At 62.2% G+C, this 13,828-nt stretch carries 13 protein-coding genes and 1 pseudogene; 9 read left to right on the top strand and 5 right to left on the bottom strand.

Annotated features, from left to right (window positions below; all coding sequences use genetic code 11):
* Positions 1–14 precede the first annotated feature (14 nt).
* The 3 genes from FJ443_RS23840 to FJ443_RS31275 are packed head-to-tail and all read left to right on the top strand — an operon-like array spanning position 15 to position 2,619.
* On the top strand, positions 15–2,006 hold the full coding sequence (locus FJ443_RS23840; RefSeq protein ID WP_140523000.1) for a conjugal transfer protein TraG: 1,992 nt from the start codon (positions 15–17) through the stop codon (positions 2,004–2,006).
* 5 nt (positions 2,007–2,011) lie between these two features.
* Positions 2,012–2,467, top strand: coding sequence for a CopG family transcriptional regulator (locus FJ443_RS23835; protein ID WP_140666165.1), 456 nt, complete (start codon positions 2,012–2,014; stop codon positions 2,465–2,467).
* Positions 2,468–2,478: 11 nt separating this feature from the next.
* Positions 2,479–2,619 (top strand): hypothetical protein, encoded by a 141-nt coding sequence (locus tag FJ443_RS31275; protein WP_181165445.1) that lies wholly within the window; start codon positions 2,479–2,481, stop codon positions 2,617–2,619.
* Here FJ443_RS31275 and FJ443_RS23830 read toward each other — a convergent pair whose 3' ends face one another.
* Positions 2,620–3,945, bottom strand: a complete 1,326-nt coding sequence (locus tag FJ443_RS23830; protein ID WP_140522996.1) for a type II toxin-antitoxin system HipA family toxin — start codon at positions 3,943–3,945, stop codon at positions 2,620–2,622.
* Positions 3,945–4,199 carry a helix-turn-helix domain-containing protein gene (locus FJ443_RS23825; protein ID WP_064982438.1) on the bottom strand — a complete coding sequence of 85 codons (255 nt, stop codon included), beginning with the start codon at positions 4,197–4,199 and terminating at the stop codon, positions 3,945–3,947. Before FJ443_RS23825 ends, FJ443_RS23830 begins: the two co-directional genes overlap by 1 nt.
* A gap of 401 nt (positions 4,200–4,600) precedes the next feature.
* On the opposite strand from FJ443_RS23825, the pseudogene FJ443_RS31450 reads away from it, so the two are divergent.
* A pseudogene (locus FJ443_RS31450) lies at positions 4,601–4,892 on the top strand (type IV secretory system conjugative DNA transfer family protein); the annotation flags it as partial.
* Between the two features lie 61 nt (positions 4,893–4,953).
* On the opposite strand, the gene ehuB reads toward FJ443_RS31450, so the two are convergent.
* On the bottom strand, positions 4,954–5,826 hold the full coding sequence (gene ehuB / locus FJ443_RS23815; protein ID WP_140522994.1) for an ectoine/hydroxyectoine ABC transporter substrate-binding protein EhuB: 873 nt from the start codon (positions 5,824–5,826) through the stop codon (positions 4,954–4,956).
* 251 nt (positions 5,827–6,077) lie between these two features.
* Positions 6,078–6,545 carry an Lrp/AsnC family transcriptional regulator gene (locus FJ443_RS23810; protein ID WP_140522992.1) on the bottom strand — a complete coding sequence of 156 codons (468 nt, stop codon included), beginning with the start codon at positions 6,543–6,545 and terminating at the stop codon, positions 6,078–6,080.
* Positions 6,546–6,669: 124 nt separating this feature from the next.
* Here FJ443_RS23810 and FJ443_RS23805 point away from each other — a divergent pair, with 124 nt between their 5' ends.
* The 3 genes from FJ443_RS23805 (at position 6,670) to FJ443_RS23795 (ending at position 11,186) form a co-directional block, all read left to right on the top strand.
* Positions 6,670–9,051 carry a transketolase gene (locus FJ443_RS23805; RefSeq protein ID WP_140522990.1) on the top strand — a complete coding sequence of 794 codons (2,382 nt, stop codon included), beginning with the start codon at positions 6,670–6,672 and terminating at the stop codon, positions 9,049–9,051.
* Positions 9,052–9,174: 123 nt separating this feature from the next.
* A complete protein-coding gene (locus FJ443_RS23800) occupies positions 9,175–10,119 on the top strand; it encodes a kinase (RefSeq protein ID WP_140523430.1) in 945 nt (314 codons plus the stop codon).
* On the top strand, positions 10,113–11,186 hold the full coding sequence (locus FJ443_RS23795) for a PLP-dependent cysteine synthase family protein (RefSeq protein ID WP_140522988.1): 1,074 nt from the start codon (positions 10,113–10,115) through the stop codon (positions 11,184–11,186). The genes FJ443_RS23800 and FJ443_RS23795 overlap by 7 nt, the downstream gene beginning before the upstream one ends.
* On the opposite strand, the gene FJ443_RS23790 is transcribed toward FJ443_RS23795, so the two are convergent.
* Positions 11,181–12,443, bottom strand: a complete 1,263-nt coding sequence (locus FJ443_RS23790) for a threonine synthase (RefSeq protein ID WP_140523428.1) — start codon at positions 12,441–12,443, stop codon at positions 11,181–11,183. The genes FJ443_RS23795 and FJ443_RS23790 overlap by 6 nt on opposite strands.
* A 201-nt stretch (positions 12,444–12,644) precedes the next feature.
* On the opposite strand from FJ443_RS23790, the gene FJ443_RS23785 reads away from it, so the two are divergent.
* Positions 12,645–12,911: a helix-turn-helix transcriptional regulator gene (locus FJ443_RS23785; RefSeq protein ID WP_140555418.1), complete on the top strand. Its 267-nt coding sequence runs from the start codon at positions 12,645–12,647 to the stop codon at positions 12,909–12,911.
* A gap of 168 nt (positions 12,912–13,079) precedes the next feature.
* Positions 13,080–13,808, top strand: coding sequence for a LuxR family transcriptional regulator (locus tag FJ443_RS23780; RefSeq protein WP_140522984.1), 729 nt, complete (start codon positions 13,080–13,082; stop codon positions 13,806–13,808).
* Positions 13,809–13,828: the final 20 nt, after the last annotated feature.

Below are 13,828 nucleotides of genomic sequence, written 5' to 3'. Positions count from 1 at the left end.
AGAAAGGAACAACCATGTCCGCCACGAAAATCCTGTGGGGCCAGATCCTCACGGTCTTCCTGATCGTCCTCTTGACGACCTGGGCGGCGACACAATGGACCGCATGGCAACTCGGTTTCCAGATGGGGCTCGGTCCGCCCTGGTTCGAGATCGCCGGGTTGCCTGTCTACTATCCGCCCGCTCTGTTCTGGTGGTGGTATTTCTACGACGCCTACGCCCCGTCTATCTTCGGGAAAGGCGGATTGATCGCCGTGTCCGGTGGCTTCCTCTCGATCATTGTTGCCATCGGCATGTCGGTGTGGCGGGCGCGCGAAGCCAAGACTGTCCAGACCTACGGGTCGGCGCGCTGGGCCGAGAAGCGAGAGGTGGAGGCAGCCGGCCTAATCGATAACGATGGTGTCGTGCTCGGGCGCTATGACCGCCATTATCTGCGTCACGACGGGCCAGAGCATGTGTTGTGCTTCGCCCCGACCCGGTCCGGCAAAGGCGTCGGCCTGGTGGTGCCTTCGCTTCTGACCTGGCCGGGCTCGGCGATCGTCCACGACATCAAGGGCGAGAACTGGCAGCTCACCGCGGGCTTTCGCGCTCTGCACGGTCGCGTGCTGCTTTTCGATCCGACCAATTCGAGATCGTCAGCCTACAACCCGCTTCTGGAAGTCCGCCGCGGCGAATGGGAGGTTCGCGACGTGCAGAACATCGCCGACATTCTCGTCGATCCGGAAGGGAGCCTGGAGAAGAGGAACCATTGGGAGAAGACCAGTCACGCGCTGCTGGTCGGCGCGATCCTCCATGTTCTCTACGCCGAGCAGGACAAGACGCTCGCCGGCGTCGCGGCCTTCCTCTCCGATCCCAAGCGCCCGATAGAATCGACGCTTGCCGCGATGATGAAGACCGCGCACCTGGGAGATGCCGGCCCGCATCCGGTTATCGCCAGTGCGGCGCGCGAGCTGCTCAACAAATCCGACAATGAACGCTCGGGTGTGCTCTCCACCGCGATGTCCTTCCTCGGTCTTTACCGCGATCCGGTTGTCGCCGGCGTGACCCGGCGCTGTGACTGGCGAATTTCCGACATCGTTGCGGGGACGCAACCAGCAACGCTCTATCTCGTCGTGCCGCCTTCGGACATCAACCGGACCAAACCCCTTATCCGCCTCATCCTCAATCAGATCGGTCGCCGCCTCACCGAGGACCTGCCTACCAAGACAACCCGCCACCGGTTGCTTCTGATGTTGGACGAGTTCCCGGCGCTGGGCCGCCTCGACTTCTTCGAGAGCGCGTTGGCTTTCATGGCCGGCTATGGCCTGAAAAGCTTTCTCATCGCGCAGTCGCTCAACCAGATCGAGAAGGCTTATGGCCCCAACAACTCGGTCCTCGACAACTGTCATGTCCGCGTCAGCTTCGCCACAAACGACGAAAGGACCGCCAAGCGTGTCTCAGACGCGCTCGGCACGGCAACCGAAATGCGGGCGATGAAGAACTATGCCGGTCACCGGCTTTCGCCGTGGCTTGGGCATCTCATGGTGTCGAGGCAAGAGACTGCACGGCAGTTGCTCACTCCTGGCGAGATCATGCAGCTTCCGCCGACCGACGAGATCGTCATGGTGGCAGGCGCGCCGCCGATCAGGGCCAAGAAGGCGCGGTACTATGAGGACGCCAGTTTTAAGGAGCGCGTGTTGCCGCCACCCGAACTGGCGCGGTCCGGAGAGGCCGAGCCTGACGACTGGAGCGAGTTGCCGATCCTGGCTCACTTGGAGGTCACGCACGTTTCCGGAACGCTACAGCAGGGCGATGGCGATCCAACGGGATCGGAGCGCCGCCTGCAAGCCGAACTCAATCGGGCGCAGGCCGTCGAGAGGGCGGCGCCGATTGAAGACGAATTCGATATGGGACAGGACGACGATGCCGACGACGACGATGATGCCGTCCGCAACCGGCGACTGGCGCGCCTCATGCAGGGCGTTGCGCGGCAGGTTTCCCTGGATCCCGATGACGGCATGGAGTTGTAGGCGCCATGATGGCTCGCAAAAAGAAGGCGCAGATTTCCGTCTATCTCGATCAGGCCATCATGACGATGCTTGGCGATTATGCGGCGCGGCGCAATCAACCCCAATCCATGATTGCGGAAGCCGCACTCGCTTCCTTCCTGTCGCCGGATGGGGATGAACGTCGCGAGGCCGCTATCGCCAAACGCCTCGATCAGGTTGATCGCCGCCTGGCCAGGCAGGAGCGCGATATCGGCATTGCGGTCGAGACACTGGCGGTGTTTGTCCGTTTCTGGCTCGCGACAACGCCAGCGTTGCCCGAGCCCGCCGCCCAGGCCGCGCGCGCCAAGGCGGCCGAGCGCTACGAAGCCTTCGTGACCGCCCTGGGCAGGCGCCTCGCGAAGGGGCCGAAACTGCGACAGGAGATTTCCGAGGATATCAATCCGATGGACACCGCGAAAACCCACCCTGACGGAGTTGGCTAGCTTGGAGCCTGATGGCCATGTTCATCATGATGATGGGTATACTTGACGCCGGTGGCGGTCACGCGACGACAATGTTTGTTGGACCGAAGAAGACGATGATGATCAGCAGCGGCTGGCGAGCAAGTCCCGGCAGCCGGTTCGTCGCACCTTGATCAATCGATGGCATCAGCCTTGTTATCGGCGAGGAGAGCCGCCCGCTTGCCGATAGCCGACTTGACTGCGTCGACAAGCTGTTCAGGAAAGCCACGCGGCAGCGAGACGATCACCTCGTCGGCCTGCTTTTCCACGTTTTCAGCAATGTCATCGAAAATTCTGCGCATGACAGGGGTGCCCACACCGGCAATGTCAGCGGTCTGCAGGAAGTGGCGTGGCATGATGTCAGGTACCGAATAGTGCCTGTTCTTGCCGACCGACATTGCCAACTTGAATTTTTGGTGCGGAATCTGGCCGGTATCAAGGCTGGGCTGCGCGGTCAGCACGTCGTAAAGGGGCGTCATGCGGAATCGTCCGCCAGGGCTCAAAAAAATACTGAAATTCTTGGCGTGGCCGTCGGTCGCGCCAATCAGCCAGAACAAGATGCAGGTGCGCAAGAAGGTGGCGATGCCTTCATCTGGCGTATCGCTACCCTTCAAGAGCTCGATAATCTCGCGCATGCCGGGACCGCCATCCGACTGGTACTTGCGCGTCGGCGGCACTGACAGCGCCTGACAGATATCTTCCTGCGGTAGGCGCAGGAGGCGGCCGTCGCGGGCCCACAGCCGGTCGAAGCGTTCTACGATCAGCGTGCGGCGTTTGCCGAAGTCAGCGATCTGCGCCTGGGCGGCGGGAACGCCAAACGCTTGCAGCAGCTTAAGGCACAGATACTCGTTCTCGACGCTGTTGGAGAGATCGATGCCGTTCGGCAGCCGGCCGGTCTGCGGCTTCAGGATATGGGTGGTCGCTGCCGTGCCGATCGGTTTGAACCAGCCTCCGTCCTTGCGCAGCAGTGCGGTCTTTTCCTGCGCGCCGGCAATCGAGATGCGAAAGTCCTCATCCTCGCCGAGGCCTAGCGGAGCGGCAGCAAGGTTCTCGATGATTCCGGCGACGTCCTGGTTGCTGACCGGCCTGCCTTCGAGACTGCCGGGAGGGCCTGGATCCATGCCATCAGGCAGGAATTGCAACGCGCCGACGCAGTCATGGCCGAGCGCAGCCAGCATGCTGTAGGCATCCGTGCCGTCGGCGCCGACGCGTTCGGCAACACGCCTGCGTATGGCGTCATTGTCCGGAAGCAGGTTGTCGAAGACGTTGGTCACCGGCGTGCCGATGTAGCGGTCTTCCCGCAAAGGAAGCGAGAGTGAGATCGGGAAGGTGCCTCGCCAGTCCAGCCATTCGCGGGCGTATTGGAAGTCGATGGCGCCCGTCGATTCCCTGCGCAGGACGCCCACCAGGCGCCCGTTCAGGAAGACATTCAAGGGAATGTGAGCCCGTCGCCGTGCCATTAGAACAGGTCCTCAATATCAGCGGAGCTGCCTTTGCTGCGCGCGCGCACGACGAGTTCAAGGTCGAGAGCGGAGAGGGCGGCCATCAAGGTGCGGAGTTGCATCGCAGGCTCGCCGGCCTCGAGGCGGGAGACCGTACCCTGGCGTAGGTGGATCTGGTTGCCGAGCGAGCCTTGCGTGAGCCCGGCGTTCTTGCGAGCGCGGCGCAGGATGGCTCCGAGTTGTTTTTCGTTGCGAGCGATCTGGTCTGTCATGATGGGTCTCCACGCCCGTAATATACGCGATCGCGTATTGATCGTCAATATACGGGGTTAGGTATAAAACGGAGATATACGCGATCACGTATGTAGGAAAGATATACGCGATCGCGTATGATGCCGTGTAGCTGGCAGCGGCGGTCTTGGCCCCAACTGAAACGAGCGGGACGATACATTCTTGAGACTTTGTTGAAGCACATCTCGCCGCCCGGTCGGGAACACATCAACCTAACTGGCGTCTACACCTGGGATACGGAACTTCAGATGGCGAACGGCTACGACGAGCGCGTCCTGAAAACCATGTATTCCTTGCTCACTCGCAGTCATTGCCCCTCGGCGAGGATCAAGGTTCAAGCGACACGAGCGTCTGCCCGAGCGGCTACGCCTCGAGTTACTTTCTCGAGGTCTGGCGTGGGGAATGGGAGGTCCGCGACGTACAAAACATCGCCGACATCCTGGTCGATCCCGAAGGCTCGCTTGAAAGGCGCAACCATTGGGAAAACACGAGCCACGCGCTGCTGGTCGGTGCGGTCCTGCATGTGCTCTATGCCGGACCGGACAAGACCCTGGCGGCGTCGCGGCATTCCTGTCCGATTCGAAGCGCCCGATCGAATTGACATGGCGGCCATGATGACGACGCCGTACCTGGGGGAGGGCGGTCCGCACCCGGTCATCGCCAGCGCGGGCCGCCGGCGCTAGCGCGGGGCCGCCCGCGCTGTTGATGCCAACTGGGTTCTGTTGCTGATGGCGTTCAGTTGGCGGCTCCGCACAATTGCGACCTCGTCAATCCTGGCGGCACGTTCTCCGTGGGGCCAAATCCGTACTTCGCCATGATGGTGGCGATCGTGCCATTCGACATGACCTTCGCCAGACCCCGATTGTAGAGGTCGCGCAGATCGCCATCGTCCTTCCTGAACGCGATCGCGATGTAGCTGATCGACTTCTCGTCCGTCGTAAACGGGCTGGCGCGCTCCAGATCGGGGCTCTTGTTGCCGGCAAGCAGCCCGATCACCGTCGGGGAAGAGAACAGAGCCGCGTCGATGCGGCCGGCGCGCAGTGCCGCGATGTTGGTCTCGATGTCGGGGAACTGCAGGATGCGGTCCTCCGGCACACCCTCGGTGATAGCGTTCTTGATGACGTTGCTGCCGCGGCCGCCGCCCATGATAGCGTCGGATTTCTTGGCAAGATCCGCATAGCTGTGGATCGCCTTGGGGTTGCCTGCGAGCACGATCGCCGCGTCGTCGGACCTCAGGTCGGGAGCGCCGAAGGCGACCTGCTGACATCGCTCCGGCGTTATCGACAGGCCCGACGCAACGGCATCGAAACGGCCGGCCATCAGGCCAGGGATCAACGCGCCGAACTCGGTGACCTCAAACTCGACCTGCTTGACCCCGAGATCGGCAAAGGCAGCCCTGAGAAGATCCGGATGCCAGCCAAGCAGCTCGCCGGTTCCCTCCTTCTTGTAGCCCCATGGCGAGCGGTTGTGGATGCCGATGACGATCCGCCCTTCCTTCAAGACGCGTTCTTTCGTGGTCTCTGCCGCTGCCGGCAGCACAGATCCAACAAGCGCGGCATAGGCGATGCAGGCCAGGCCAATCGCAGCCGATCGGGCTCGAAATTTCATCGGTGGGGTCCTCCCATGAGTTTGAGTTGCGCGAAGGCGTCCCGCCTCAGCCGCTCAACGCTACGGTCGGATGCGGTGCTTCGTCAATATATATGTACAAAATATGTACATATTGCGGACGGACTGGGGTGGGTGGATCAAGCCTGGCCGCTCGAGGAGATACACGCCCGACGTGAATTGCGATCGGGGTGACGCGGTCCCCCAACTCGCTTCCGCCGCTGAAGCTTAACCGACGCCGAATGACCGGTCGCCTAGACAGGCAAGACTTCCGAGCGCTTGACCTGGCCGAGCGCGAAGCTGCTTTCGATCGAGGCGATGTTGTCCAGCCGCGTCAGCTTGTCCTTGATGAACCGTTCGTAGGCCTCCAGGTCGCGCACCACGATGCGCATCAGGTAATCGCGCTGGCCCGTCATCAGATAGCAGTCGACAACCTCCGGCCAGCGCAGCACGGACTGAGAGAAGCGGTCGAGATCGTCTTCGCGTTGCCGTTCAAGCTTGATCGACGCGAAAGCGCTGATCGGCAGCCCGAGCTTCTTTTGGTCGACGACGACCGTATAGCCTTTGATGACGCCGGCGCCCTCCAAGAGCCTGACGCGCCGGGCGCATGGTGAGGGCGAAAGGCCGACGGCTTCAGCAAGGTCGTTCGTCGTCGCTTTTGCGTTCTTCTGCAGCGCGGCAATGATCTTCAGGTCGATGGCATCAAGCGTCGGATTTGGCATGTTTCCCTCGTCTGGCGTCATTATTGGCTGCATCAGCCAATATCATCGGTCGGCTTGCGTAAGAATAGTCACTTTTGAGAGGCAGAGGCAGCTATCGTTGAGACCCGACTGACAGGAGCCGACGATGACGATCCTCTCCGAACTCGAACGCAAGGTTCTGTGGCTGGCGGTCTGGATGATCCATCATGCCAATCATGTTCGCGGCTCGCAGGACGGCCTCAAGATTGGCGGACATCAGGCGTCCTCGGCGTCCGCCTCGACCTTGCTGACGGCGCTCTATTTCCAGATCCTCAGGCCTGAAGACCGTATCGCCGTCAAGCCGCATGCCAGCCCGGTTTTTCACGCCATCCAGTATCTGTACGGCAAGCAGACGCTCGAGCAGCTGCAGAATTTTCGCGGCTATCGCGGCGCGCAGTCATACCCGTCTCGAACCAAGGATATCGACGACGTCGATTTCTCGACCGGGTCGGTTGGACTGGGCGTGGCACAGACCCTGTTCTCCTCCCTGGTCCAGGATTATGTCAGGGCAAAGGGCTGGAACGCGGACCAGCCTGAAGGTCGGATGGTCGCCCTTCTCGGCGACGCCGAAATGGATGAGGGCAATATCTTCGAGGCCCTCCTCGAAGGCTGGAAGCACGGCCTGCGCAACACCTGGTGGGTCGTCGACTACAACAGGCAGAGCCTGGATGCGGTGGTGCGCGAAGGCCTGTGGCAGCGCTTCGAGTCCATCTTTCGCAACTTCGGCTGGGATGTGGTGATCCTGAAACATGGCACCTTGCAAAAGGCGGCCTTTGAGGAAGAGGGCGGCGAAAAGCTGCGGTCATGGATCGATGCATGCCCCAACCAGCTCTATTCGGCGCTGACCTTCCAGGGCGGCGCTGCATGGCGCCGGCGCCTTCTGGACGACCTCGGTGACCAGGGATCGGTGACCCGGCTGGTCGAGAAGCGCAGCGACGAAGACCTCGCCGCATTGATGGCAAATCTCGGCGGCCACGATCTGGCGAGCATCGTCGATGCCTTCGAGCAGGCGCGAGGGCATGATCGTCCGTCCTGTTTCATCGCCTATACGATCAAGGGCTTCGGCCTGCCGCTGGCAGGCCACAAAGACAATCACGCCGGATTGATGACACCGGCGCAAGTCGAGGCGCTGCGACAAGCCATGGGTGTCCGCCAGGGGCGTGAATGGGACATGTTCGAGGGCCTTGCATACGATGAGGCCGCGATCCGGTCCTATCTGGCGTCGTCGCCTTTCGCGCAGGCAGCTACCCGTCGCCATAAAGCCTCGGCCGTATCCGTGCCGGCACAGATACCCTGGCGCGCGCAGGTCTCCATGTCGACACAGCAGGGCTTCGGCCTTCTGATGCATGAGATCGCCAAGTCAGACAGCGATTTTGCAAAGCGTGTGGTCACCACGTCTCCGGACGTCACGGTCTCGACCAATCTCGGCGCCTGGGTGAACAGGCGAGGCCTGTTCGCGCGCGGCGACCAGGCGGACCTCTTCCGTGAAGAACGCATACCCTCCACCTTCAATTGGACGTTTTCGCCGTCGGGACAGCATTTCGAACTGGGCATCTCGGAGATGAACCTCTTCACGATGCTGTCGGCGCTGGGTTTGTCGCACTCGCTTCACGGCGAGCGGCTGCTTCCGGTCGGCACGCTCTACGACCCTTTCATCGAGCGTGGCCTCGATGCGCTGAACTATGCCTGCTATCAGGACGCGCGCTTCATTCTGGCGGCAACGCCCTCCGGCGTGACGCTGGCGCCAGAGGGCGGAGCGCATCAGTCGATCGCCACGCCGCTGATCGGCATGGCGCAGGACGGCCTGGCCGCATTCGAGCCGGCCTATGTTGACGAGCTGGCAGTCATCCTGCGTTGGGCGTTCGACTACATGCAGCGCTCCGGCGAGGCCGAGCCCGACGACCAAACCTGGCTGCGCGATCGTACTGGAGGTTCGGTCTACCTCAGGCTCTCAACGCGATCGGTCGAACAACCGTCTCGCCAGATGGAGGATCCGCTGGCGCGCGCCATCGTCGACGGCGCCTACTGGTTGCGCAAGCCCGGGCCCAATGCCGCTGTGGTGATCGCCTATTCGGGAGCTGTCGCGCCGGAGGCGGTGCAGGCGTTGGGGCTGATGGCCGGAGATCGGCGCGATGTCGGGCTTCTGGCCGTGACCTCGGCCGATCGGCTGAACGCCGGCTGGTCTGCGGCGGCGCGGGCGCGCCAGTTTGGCCATCCGCGCGCCACCAGCCATGTCGAGCGCCTGCTGGCTGGCCTCCCGGCCTCGTGCGCCATCGTGACGGTGCTGGACGGGCACCCCGCGACGCTCGCCTGGCTGGGATCGGTCCATGGCCACCGCACGCGCGCGCTCGGCGTCGAGCATTTCGGCCAGACCGGTACGATCGCGGATCTCTACCGGCATTACGGGATCGATGCGCAAGGTATCATGGCAGCAGTGCAATCGGTTTCGGCCGGCCGGCCGCTGCGGCACCTTGGCTCGGCCGCCTGACGATCCGCCAGCATCGCCTCGCGCCTGCTGGTACGGTAGGAGGCCGTCAATACCGGAATTCCTTGAGAGCCGCGGCCGATCGTCGGCGCCATCTTCCCGCATGGCGAGAAAAGCATGGGGGAGATGAAAATGGCCGAGGCCGGCGATGTCATGAGCCGTGAAGCGCTGCGGTCGCCGGTGAGAACAGCGACGGCAATGGCGCATCACGGCGAGCTCATCCAGGGCGTCTTCAAGGATGATGGCGGGCGCCTTCATCGCGGGCTCGTGACGCTGCCGATTGCTGGCTTGAGATCCGAGGCAAGCTTCGCCAGGAGCGACGGCGATGCGGTCGTTGTCCACCCCGATCATAAGGTCAAGGCGGCGGCAGCCGCGCGCCTCACGCTCGATTTTCTGAACGTCACTGGCGGCGGCGAGCTGACACTTCAAAGCTCAATCCCTGTGGGGCACGGCTACGGCTCATCGACGGCTGACGTTGTCGCTTCCATTCGCGCTGTCGCCGCAGCCGTCAACATCCAGCTGCGGGCGTCGAGCATCGGGCGTCTGGCCGTGGCTGCCGAGCGCGCCAGCGACGCGATCGCGTTCGATGAGCACGCAGTGCTCTTCGCGCAACGGGAAGGCATGGTGATCGAGAATTTCGGGGGCTCCCTGCCGCCGCTGCTCCTGGTCGGGTTCAAGGCAAATGGCGGGGTTCCGGTCGACACATTGCAGCTGCCGCCTGCACGCTACGACAGTACCGAGATCCAGGAATTCGGCGTGCTTAGGGCGCTGGTGGCGCGGGCGGTTCGCCTTCAGGATCCCTATCTTCTCGGACGTGCCGCCTCGGCCAGTGCGGTGATCAGTCAACGGCACTTGCCGAAACAGGGCTTCGGCGAGATCGCCGACATCGCCAGGCGAGCCGGGGCGTGCGGGGTGCAAGTCGCCCATAGCGGTTCGCTGTTTGGCCTGATTTTCGATCTTTTCACATCGAATCTGAAGCGACGGGCGGCCCTCGTCGCGCAACAGATAAGACGTGCCGGCTTCAAGGATGTCGAAGTTCACTTGGTCAACGCGGAGAGCTGGACATGGTGACCTTCGACGTGGACTATTTCAGGGACCTTGAGACCCCGCGCCTTGCTCTGCTGGCGCCCAATCTCGTGGCCGCTGCGTTCCCGCTGATGAAGCTGATGCCGGCCCGCTACATTCTGGATCGGGCAGCGTCGAATGGCGAACTGAAGGCCGGCTCCCATATCGTCGAGACGACGTCCGGCACATTTGGAATGGCGGTGGCGCTGCTGGCGGCGGCGCGTGACTATCGCCTTACGCTCGTCACCGCTTCAACGCTGATCGATGCCAAATACAAAGCCCGTCTGGAGCGCATCGGCGCGACGGTTATCGCCCTTGACGATCCGCGCGGCGATGGCAACCAGCCGGGCCGGCTGGAGCGCCTCAAGGAAATCCTGGCGAAGGAGCCGGATGGCTTCTGGACCCGCCAATACGACAGTCCGGGCAATTGGCTTGCCTATGCGCGGCTGGCCGAACTCTTTGTCCGGGCCATGGGCAGGATTGACTGCCTGGTCGGCTGCGTCGGCACGGGAGGCTCGCTATGCGGCACCGCCTCCTTTTTGCGAACTGTCTTTCCCCACCTGATGGTGTTTGCCGTCGATACCCATCGCAGCATTCTGTTCGGGCACCCTGTCGGCAAGCGCATGCTGCGGGGCTTGGGCAACAGCGTTCTGCCGAAAAATGTCAGGCATGAGCTTGTCGACGAGATCCATTGGGTTGGCGCCTACCCGGCGTATAGGAGCGCGCACCGCTTGCTGCGCGAGCATGGCATTTTCATGGGGCCGACCAGCGGCGCCGCCGCCTTGGTGGCGCAATGGGTTGCAACGACGCTTCCTGACGCGCAGGTGGCGGTGATCATGCCTGACGAAGGCCATCGCCATGCCGAGACCGTCTACAATGATGAGTGGCTTGCGGCGCTGCCTGGCTGGCCCTGCAAGGAACTGTCGGAGCCGAGGACGCTGACGACCATCGCACCGGCCGAAGAGACGCAATGGACGCGCTTTCTTTGGCTGCGTCGCTGCCTCGGCGATGTGCTGAAAACGCAGGCGGCAGGCGAAGTGCCACCGGTTGTTGGTGCGGCGGAAAATCTATGAAACGAGATCCAGCCCGTTTTTGTCGAGCCAGCGCCAGGCGTCGTGCGTCGTCTGGAAGATCTGGTCGTGTTCGTTCGATCCAACGGAGCGATCGAGGTCCTTGAGGCCGCTGGCTGTCACGACGGCCACGACACGGTCTGTGGCTGCGATGACACCTTGGTCCTTCAACGTCGATATCGCTATCAGCGGCGTGACCGAGGCCAGTTCGGCAAAGATTCCTTCCTCCCGCGCAAGGCGTTCCTGCATCGCGATCAGGCCGTGATTGCTGACGGGGACGGCATGCCCGCCGGATTCGCGCAGAGCCTTCAAGGCCTGAAAGGTGCTGCGTGGCGTGCCAATCGATACGGCTAGGCTGTCGAAGAGCATCTTGCGTTCACTCAACGCATCGGCGCCGCTGGCCAGAGCGTGCGCCAGCGACCCATGCACCTCTGCTGCGACGAGACGAGGCAAGCGCGTGATCGACCCTGCCGCGAACAGCTCGCAAAAGCCAGCCCACACGCCGGACAACGCATCACCATAGCAGACCGGCAGGACGCACCAGTCTGGCGCCGTGCCATTCGATTGCTCGACGATCTCATAGGCGATCGTCTTGTAGCCCTCGATGCCGAGTGGATGGCTGCCGACGACCGGACCGTGATAGGGCGATGCGATGAACCAGTCGTAACGGGCAGCCGCCTGTTCAAGCAGCGACCATCGGTCCATTTTGTTGACCAGGGGCAAGACCGTCGCGTCATACTTTCGGATCTGCGCCAGCATCGCGCCGGCCGACCCCGCGAAAGTGGTGACGACGCATTTGAGACCAGCTCGAGCGGCGTAGGCCGCCAGCGAAGCGCCGGCGTTTCCCGATGAGGCGGTCGCGACGATTTTCGCGCCACGTGCGCGCGCCACACTGACCGCGATGGTCGAGAAGCGGTCCTTGTGCGACCAGGTCGGGTTTCGGCCTTCGTCCTTGATTGCAAGGTCCGGCACGCCCAGAAACGCGCCGATGCGCGGTGCGGCAAGCAAAGGTGTCAGACCCTCGCCAAGGCTCACCGCGTCGGCTTCTGTGCAAGGCAGCATATGCGCAAAACGCCACAGCGAGCGCGAACTGGTGACGCCGTCAAAGGGATGGAGGTGCGGGACCGCATAGACCGGACGAAGATTTGCCGGCGCGGTGTCTTGGCAGTGGGCGCATCCCCTGGAGTCGATGGTGACGTGCGCAGGCGAGGAAGCGCCGCATCGGATGCAGACGAACTCCAGGACACGACCTGCGTCCATACCAGGCGGCTTTTGCTCGCCCGAGAGATGCGCGGACATGTTGTGTGCGAGGTCGCGAAATGGCCGGCTCGCCATGGCTATTCCTTATTCAGGAAACGAGGAATTCGCTTGTTGTTTCAACAGCCCGCAGCACGGCTGTCAATGCGGAATGTGCACTATAGTGTGTCGCACCACAGTGCGCGTCGTAGCATCCGTTGTTGGATGAAACTTCGCGGCGTTTTCGGCCTAAACGTGCAGCGGCTTCGCAGAGAGCGAAAACTCTCTCAGGAGCAGTTGTCTTTCGTTTCGGGCCGCACGCGCGCCTATATCAGCAGCGTCGAAGCCGGGCGGCGCAACGCTACGCTTGATACAGTCGAAATTCTGGCCAAGGCGTTGAATGTCGAGCCACAAGAGTTGGTTTCAGCAAACCCGGCAAGTAAGCACGCTGTTCGGGTGACGAAGCCGGCCGCCTCAAAGTCGAATGAATGAAGCCGGACTTCCGCAATTCAGTGCTGACCTGATTTTCACTTATCTCGTCTTTGTGACACGTGATTGACTCCTTTAGTGTACATTCGATGCGTGTCCCATTGAAGATGGTGTCTAGACAGCCATAGGTTGTTCTGCGGGGTAGGGCCTGACTTTGGTTGAGGTCTTCCAATGGAGAACGAAACTGTTGTCGACCTTTTTGCGGCGATCACCAAGATCGATACTGCGCGGTCGGCTGATGCAATCCTTCAAGAGTTCCGCTCAGCCATGGGGCGTTACGGATTGCGCAATTTTCTGATCACCGGACTGCCCGTGCCGCACGATACGGACTGGCAGCGTGAAATCCTGGGCGATGGCTGGCCTATCGATTGGTATCGGCGCTACGTCTCCGAGGATCACTTTTTGCACGATCCGTGTGTTGCGCAGTGCCGGCACTCGCCGGAGCCCTTCCTGTGGCGCGAGCTGCCGGCCGCAAGGTTGGGTGCACGCGCGAAGCTGGTCATGGACGAAGCTGCCGAGTTCGGGATGAAAGAAGGTATCTGTGTACCCATTCACGTGCCTCTGGCGGGCCCAAGTGTGGTCACTGCGGCGAGCGACCGGATGGACGTGCCGCCGAGCGCCATGCCCCTTATCGAGACGGTTTGCGTGCATACCTTTCGCAGCCTCTCAGGGCTGGGAACACCCGGCGATGGCGAAGAGCCCACGCCCTTGACGGCGCGCGAGCGCGAACTCCTGGAGTGGAGCGCGCAAGGCAAATCCACCGATGACATCGCTTGTATCCTTGGTGTCACCAGGAACACGGTTGAAAGCCATCAGCGCAACATTCGAGCAAAGCTCGATGCGATCAATGTCGCGCATGCCATCGTCAAGGCGCTGCGACGGCAGGAAATCCAGATTTAGCAATACCTGAATACCGTCAT

The organism is Mesorhizobium sp. B2-6-1 (genome assembly GCF_006440475.1).
Taxonomy (GTDB): domain Bacteria; phylum Pseudomonadota; class Alphaproteobacteria; order Rhizobiales; family Rhizobiaceae; genus Mesorhizobium.
This window is presented reverse-complemented; position numbering and strand designations above follow the sequence as displayed.

Excerpts from the sequence above, each read along its gene's own strand:
- FJ443_RS23840 (WP_140523000.1), top strand. The coding sequence starts at position 15 with ATGTCCGCCACGAAAATCCTGTGGGGCCAGATCCTCACGGTCTTCCTG.
- FJ443_RS23835 (WP_140666165.1), top strand. The coding sequence starts at position 2,012 with ATGATGGCTCGCAAAAAGAAGGCGCAGATTTCCGTCTATCTCGATCAG.
- FJ443_RS31275 (WP_181165445.1), top strand. The coding sequence starts at position 2,479 with ATGGCCATGTTCATCATGATGATGGGTATACTTGACGCCGGTGGCGGT.
- FJ443_RS23830 (WP_140522996.1), bottom strand. The coding sequence starts at position 3,945 with ATGGCACGGCGACGGGCTCACATTCCCTTGAATGTCTTCCTGAACGGG.
- FJ443_RS23825 (WP_064982438.1), bottom strand. The coding sequence starts at position 4,199 with ATGACAGACCAGATCGCTCGCAACGAAAAACAACTCGGAGCCATCCTG.
- ehuB (WP_140522994.1), bottom strand. The coding sequence starts at position 5,826 with ATGAAATTTCGAGCCCGATCGGCTGCGATTGGCCTGGCCTGCATCGCC.
- FJ443_RS23810 (WP_140522992.1), bottom strand. The coding sequence starts at position 6,545 with ATGCCAAATCCGACGCTTGATGCCATCGACCTGAAGATCATTGCCGCG.
- FJ443_RS23805 (WP_140522990.1), top strand. The coding sequence starts at position 6,670 with ATGACGATCCTCTCCGAACTCGAACGCAAGGTTCTGTGGCTGGCGGTC.
- FJ443_RS23800 (WP_140523430.1), top strand. The coding sequence starts at position 9,175 with ATGAAAATGGCCGAGGCCGGCGATGTCATGAGCCGTGAAGCGCTGCGG.
- FJ443_RS23795 (WP_140522988.1), top strand. The coding sequence starts at position 10,113 with ATGGTGACCTTCGACGTGGACTATTTCAGGGACCTTGAGACCCCGCGC.
- FJ443_RS23790 (WP_140523428.1), bottom strand. The coding sequence starts at position 12,443 with ATGGACGCAGGTCGTGTCCTGGAGTTCGTCTGCATCCGATGCGGCGCT.
- FJ443_RS23785 (WP_140555418.1), top strand. The coding sequence starts at position 12,645 with ATGAAACTTCGCGGCGTTTTCGGCCTAAACGTGCAGCGGCTTCGCAGA.
- FJ443_RS23780 (WP_140522984.1), top strand. The coding sequence starts at position 13,080 with ATGGAGAACGAAACTGTTGTCGACCTTTTTGCGGCGATCACCAAGATC.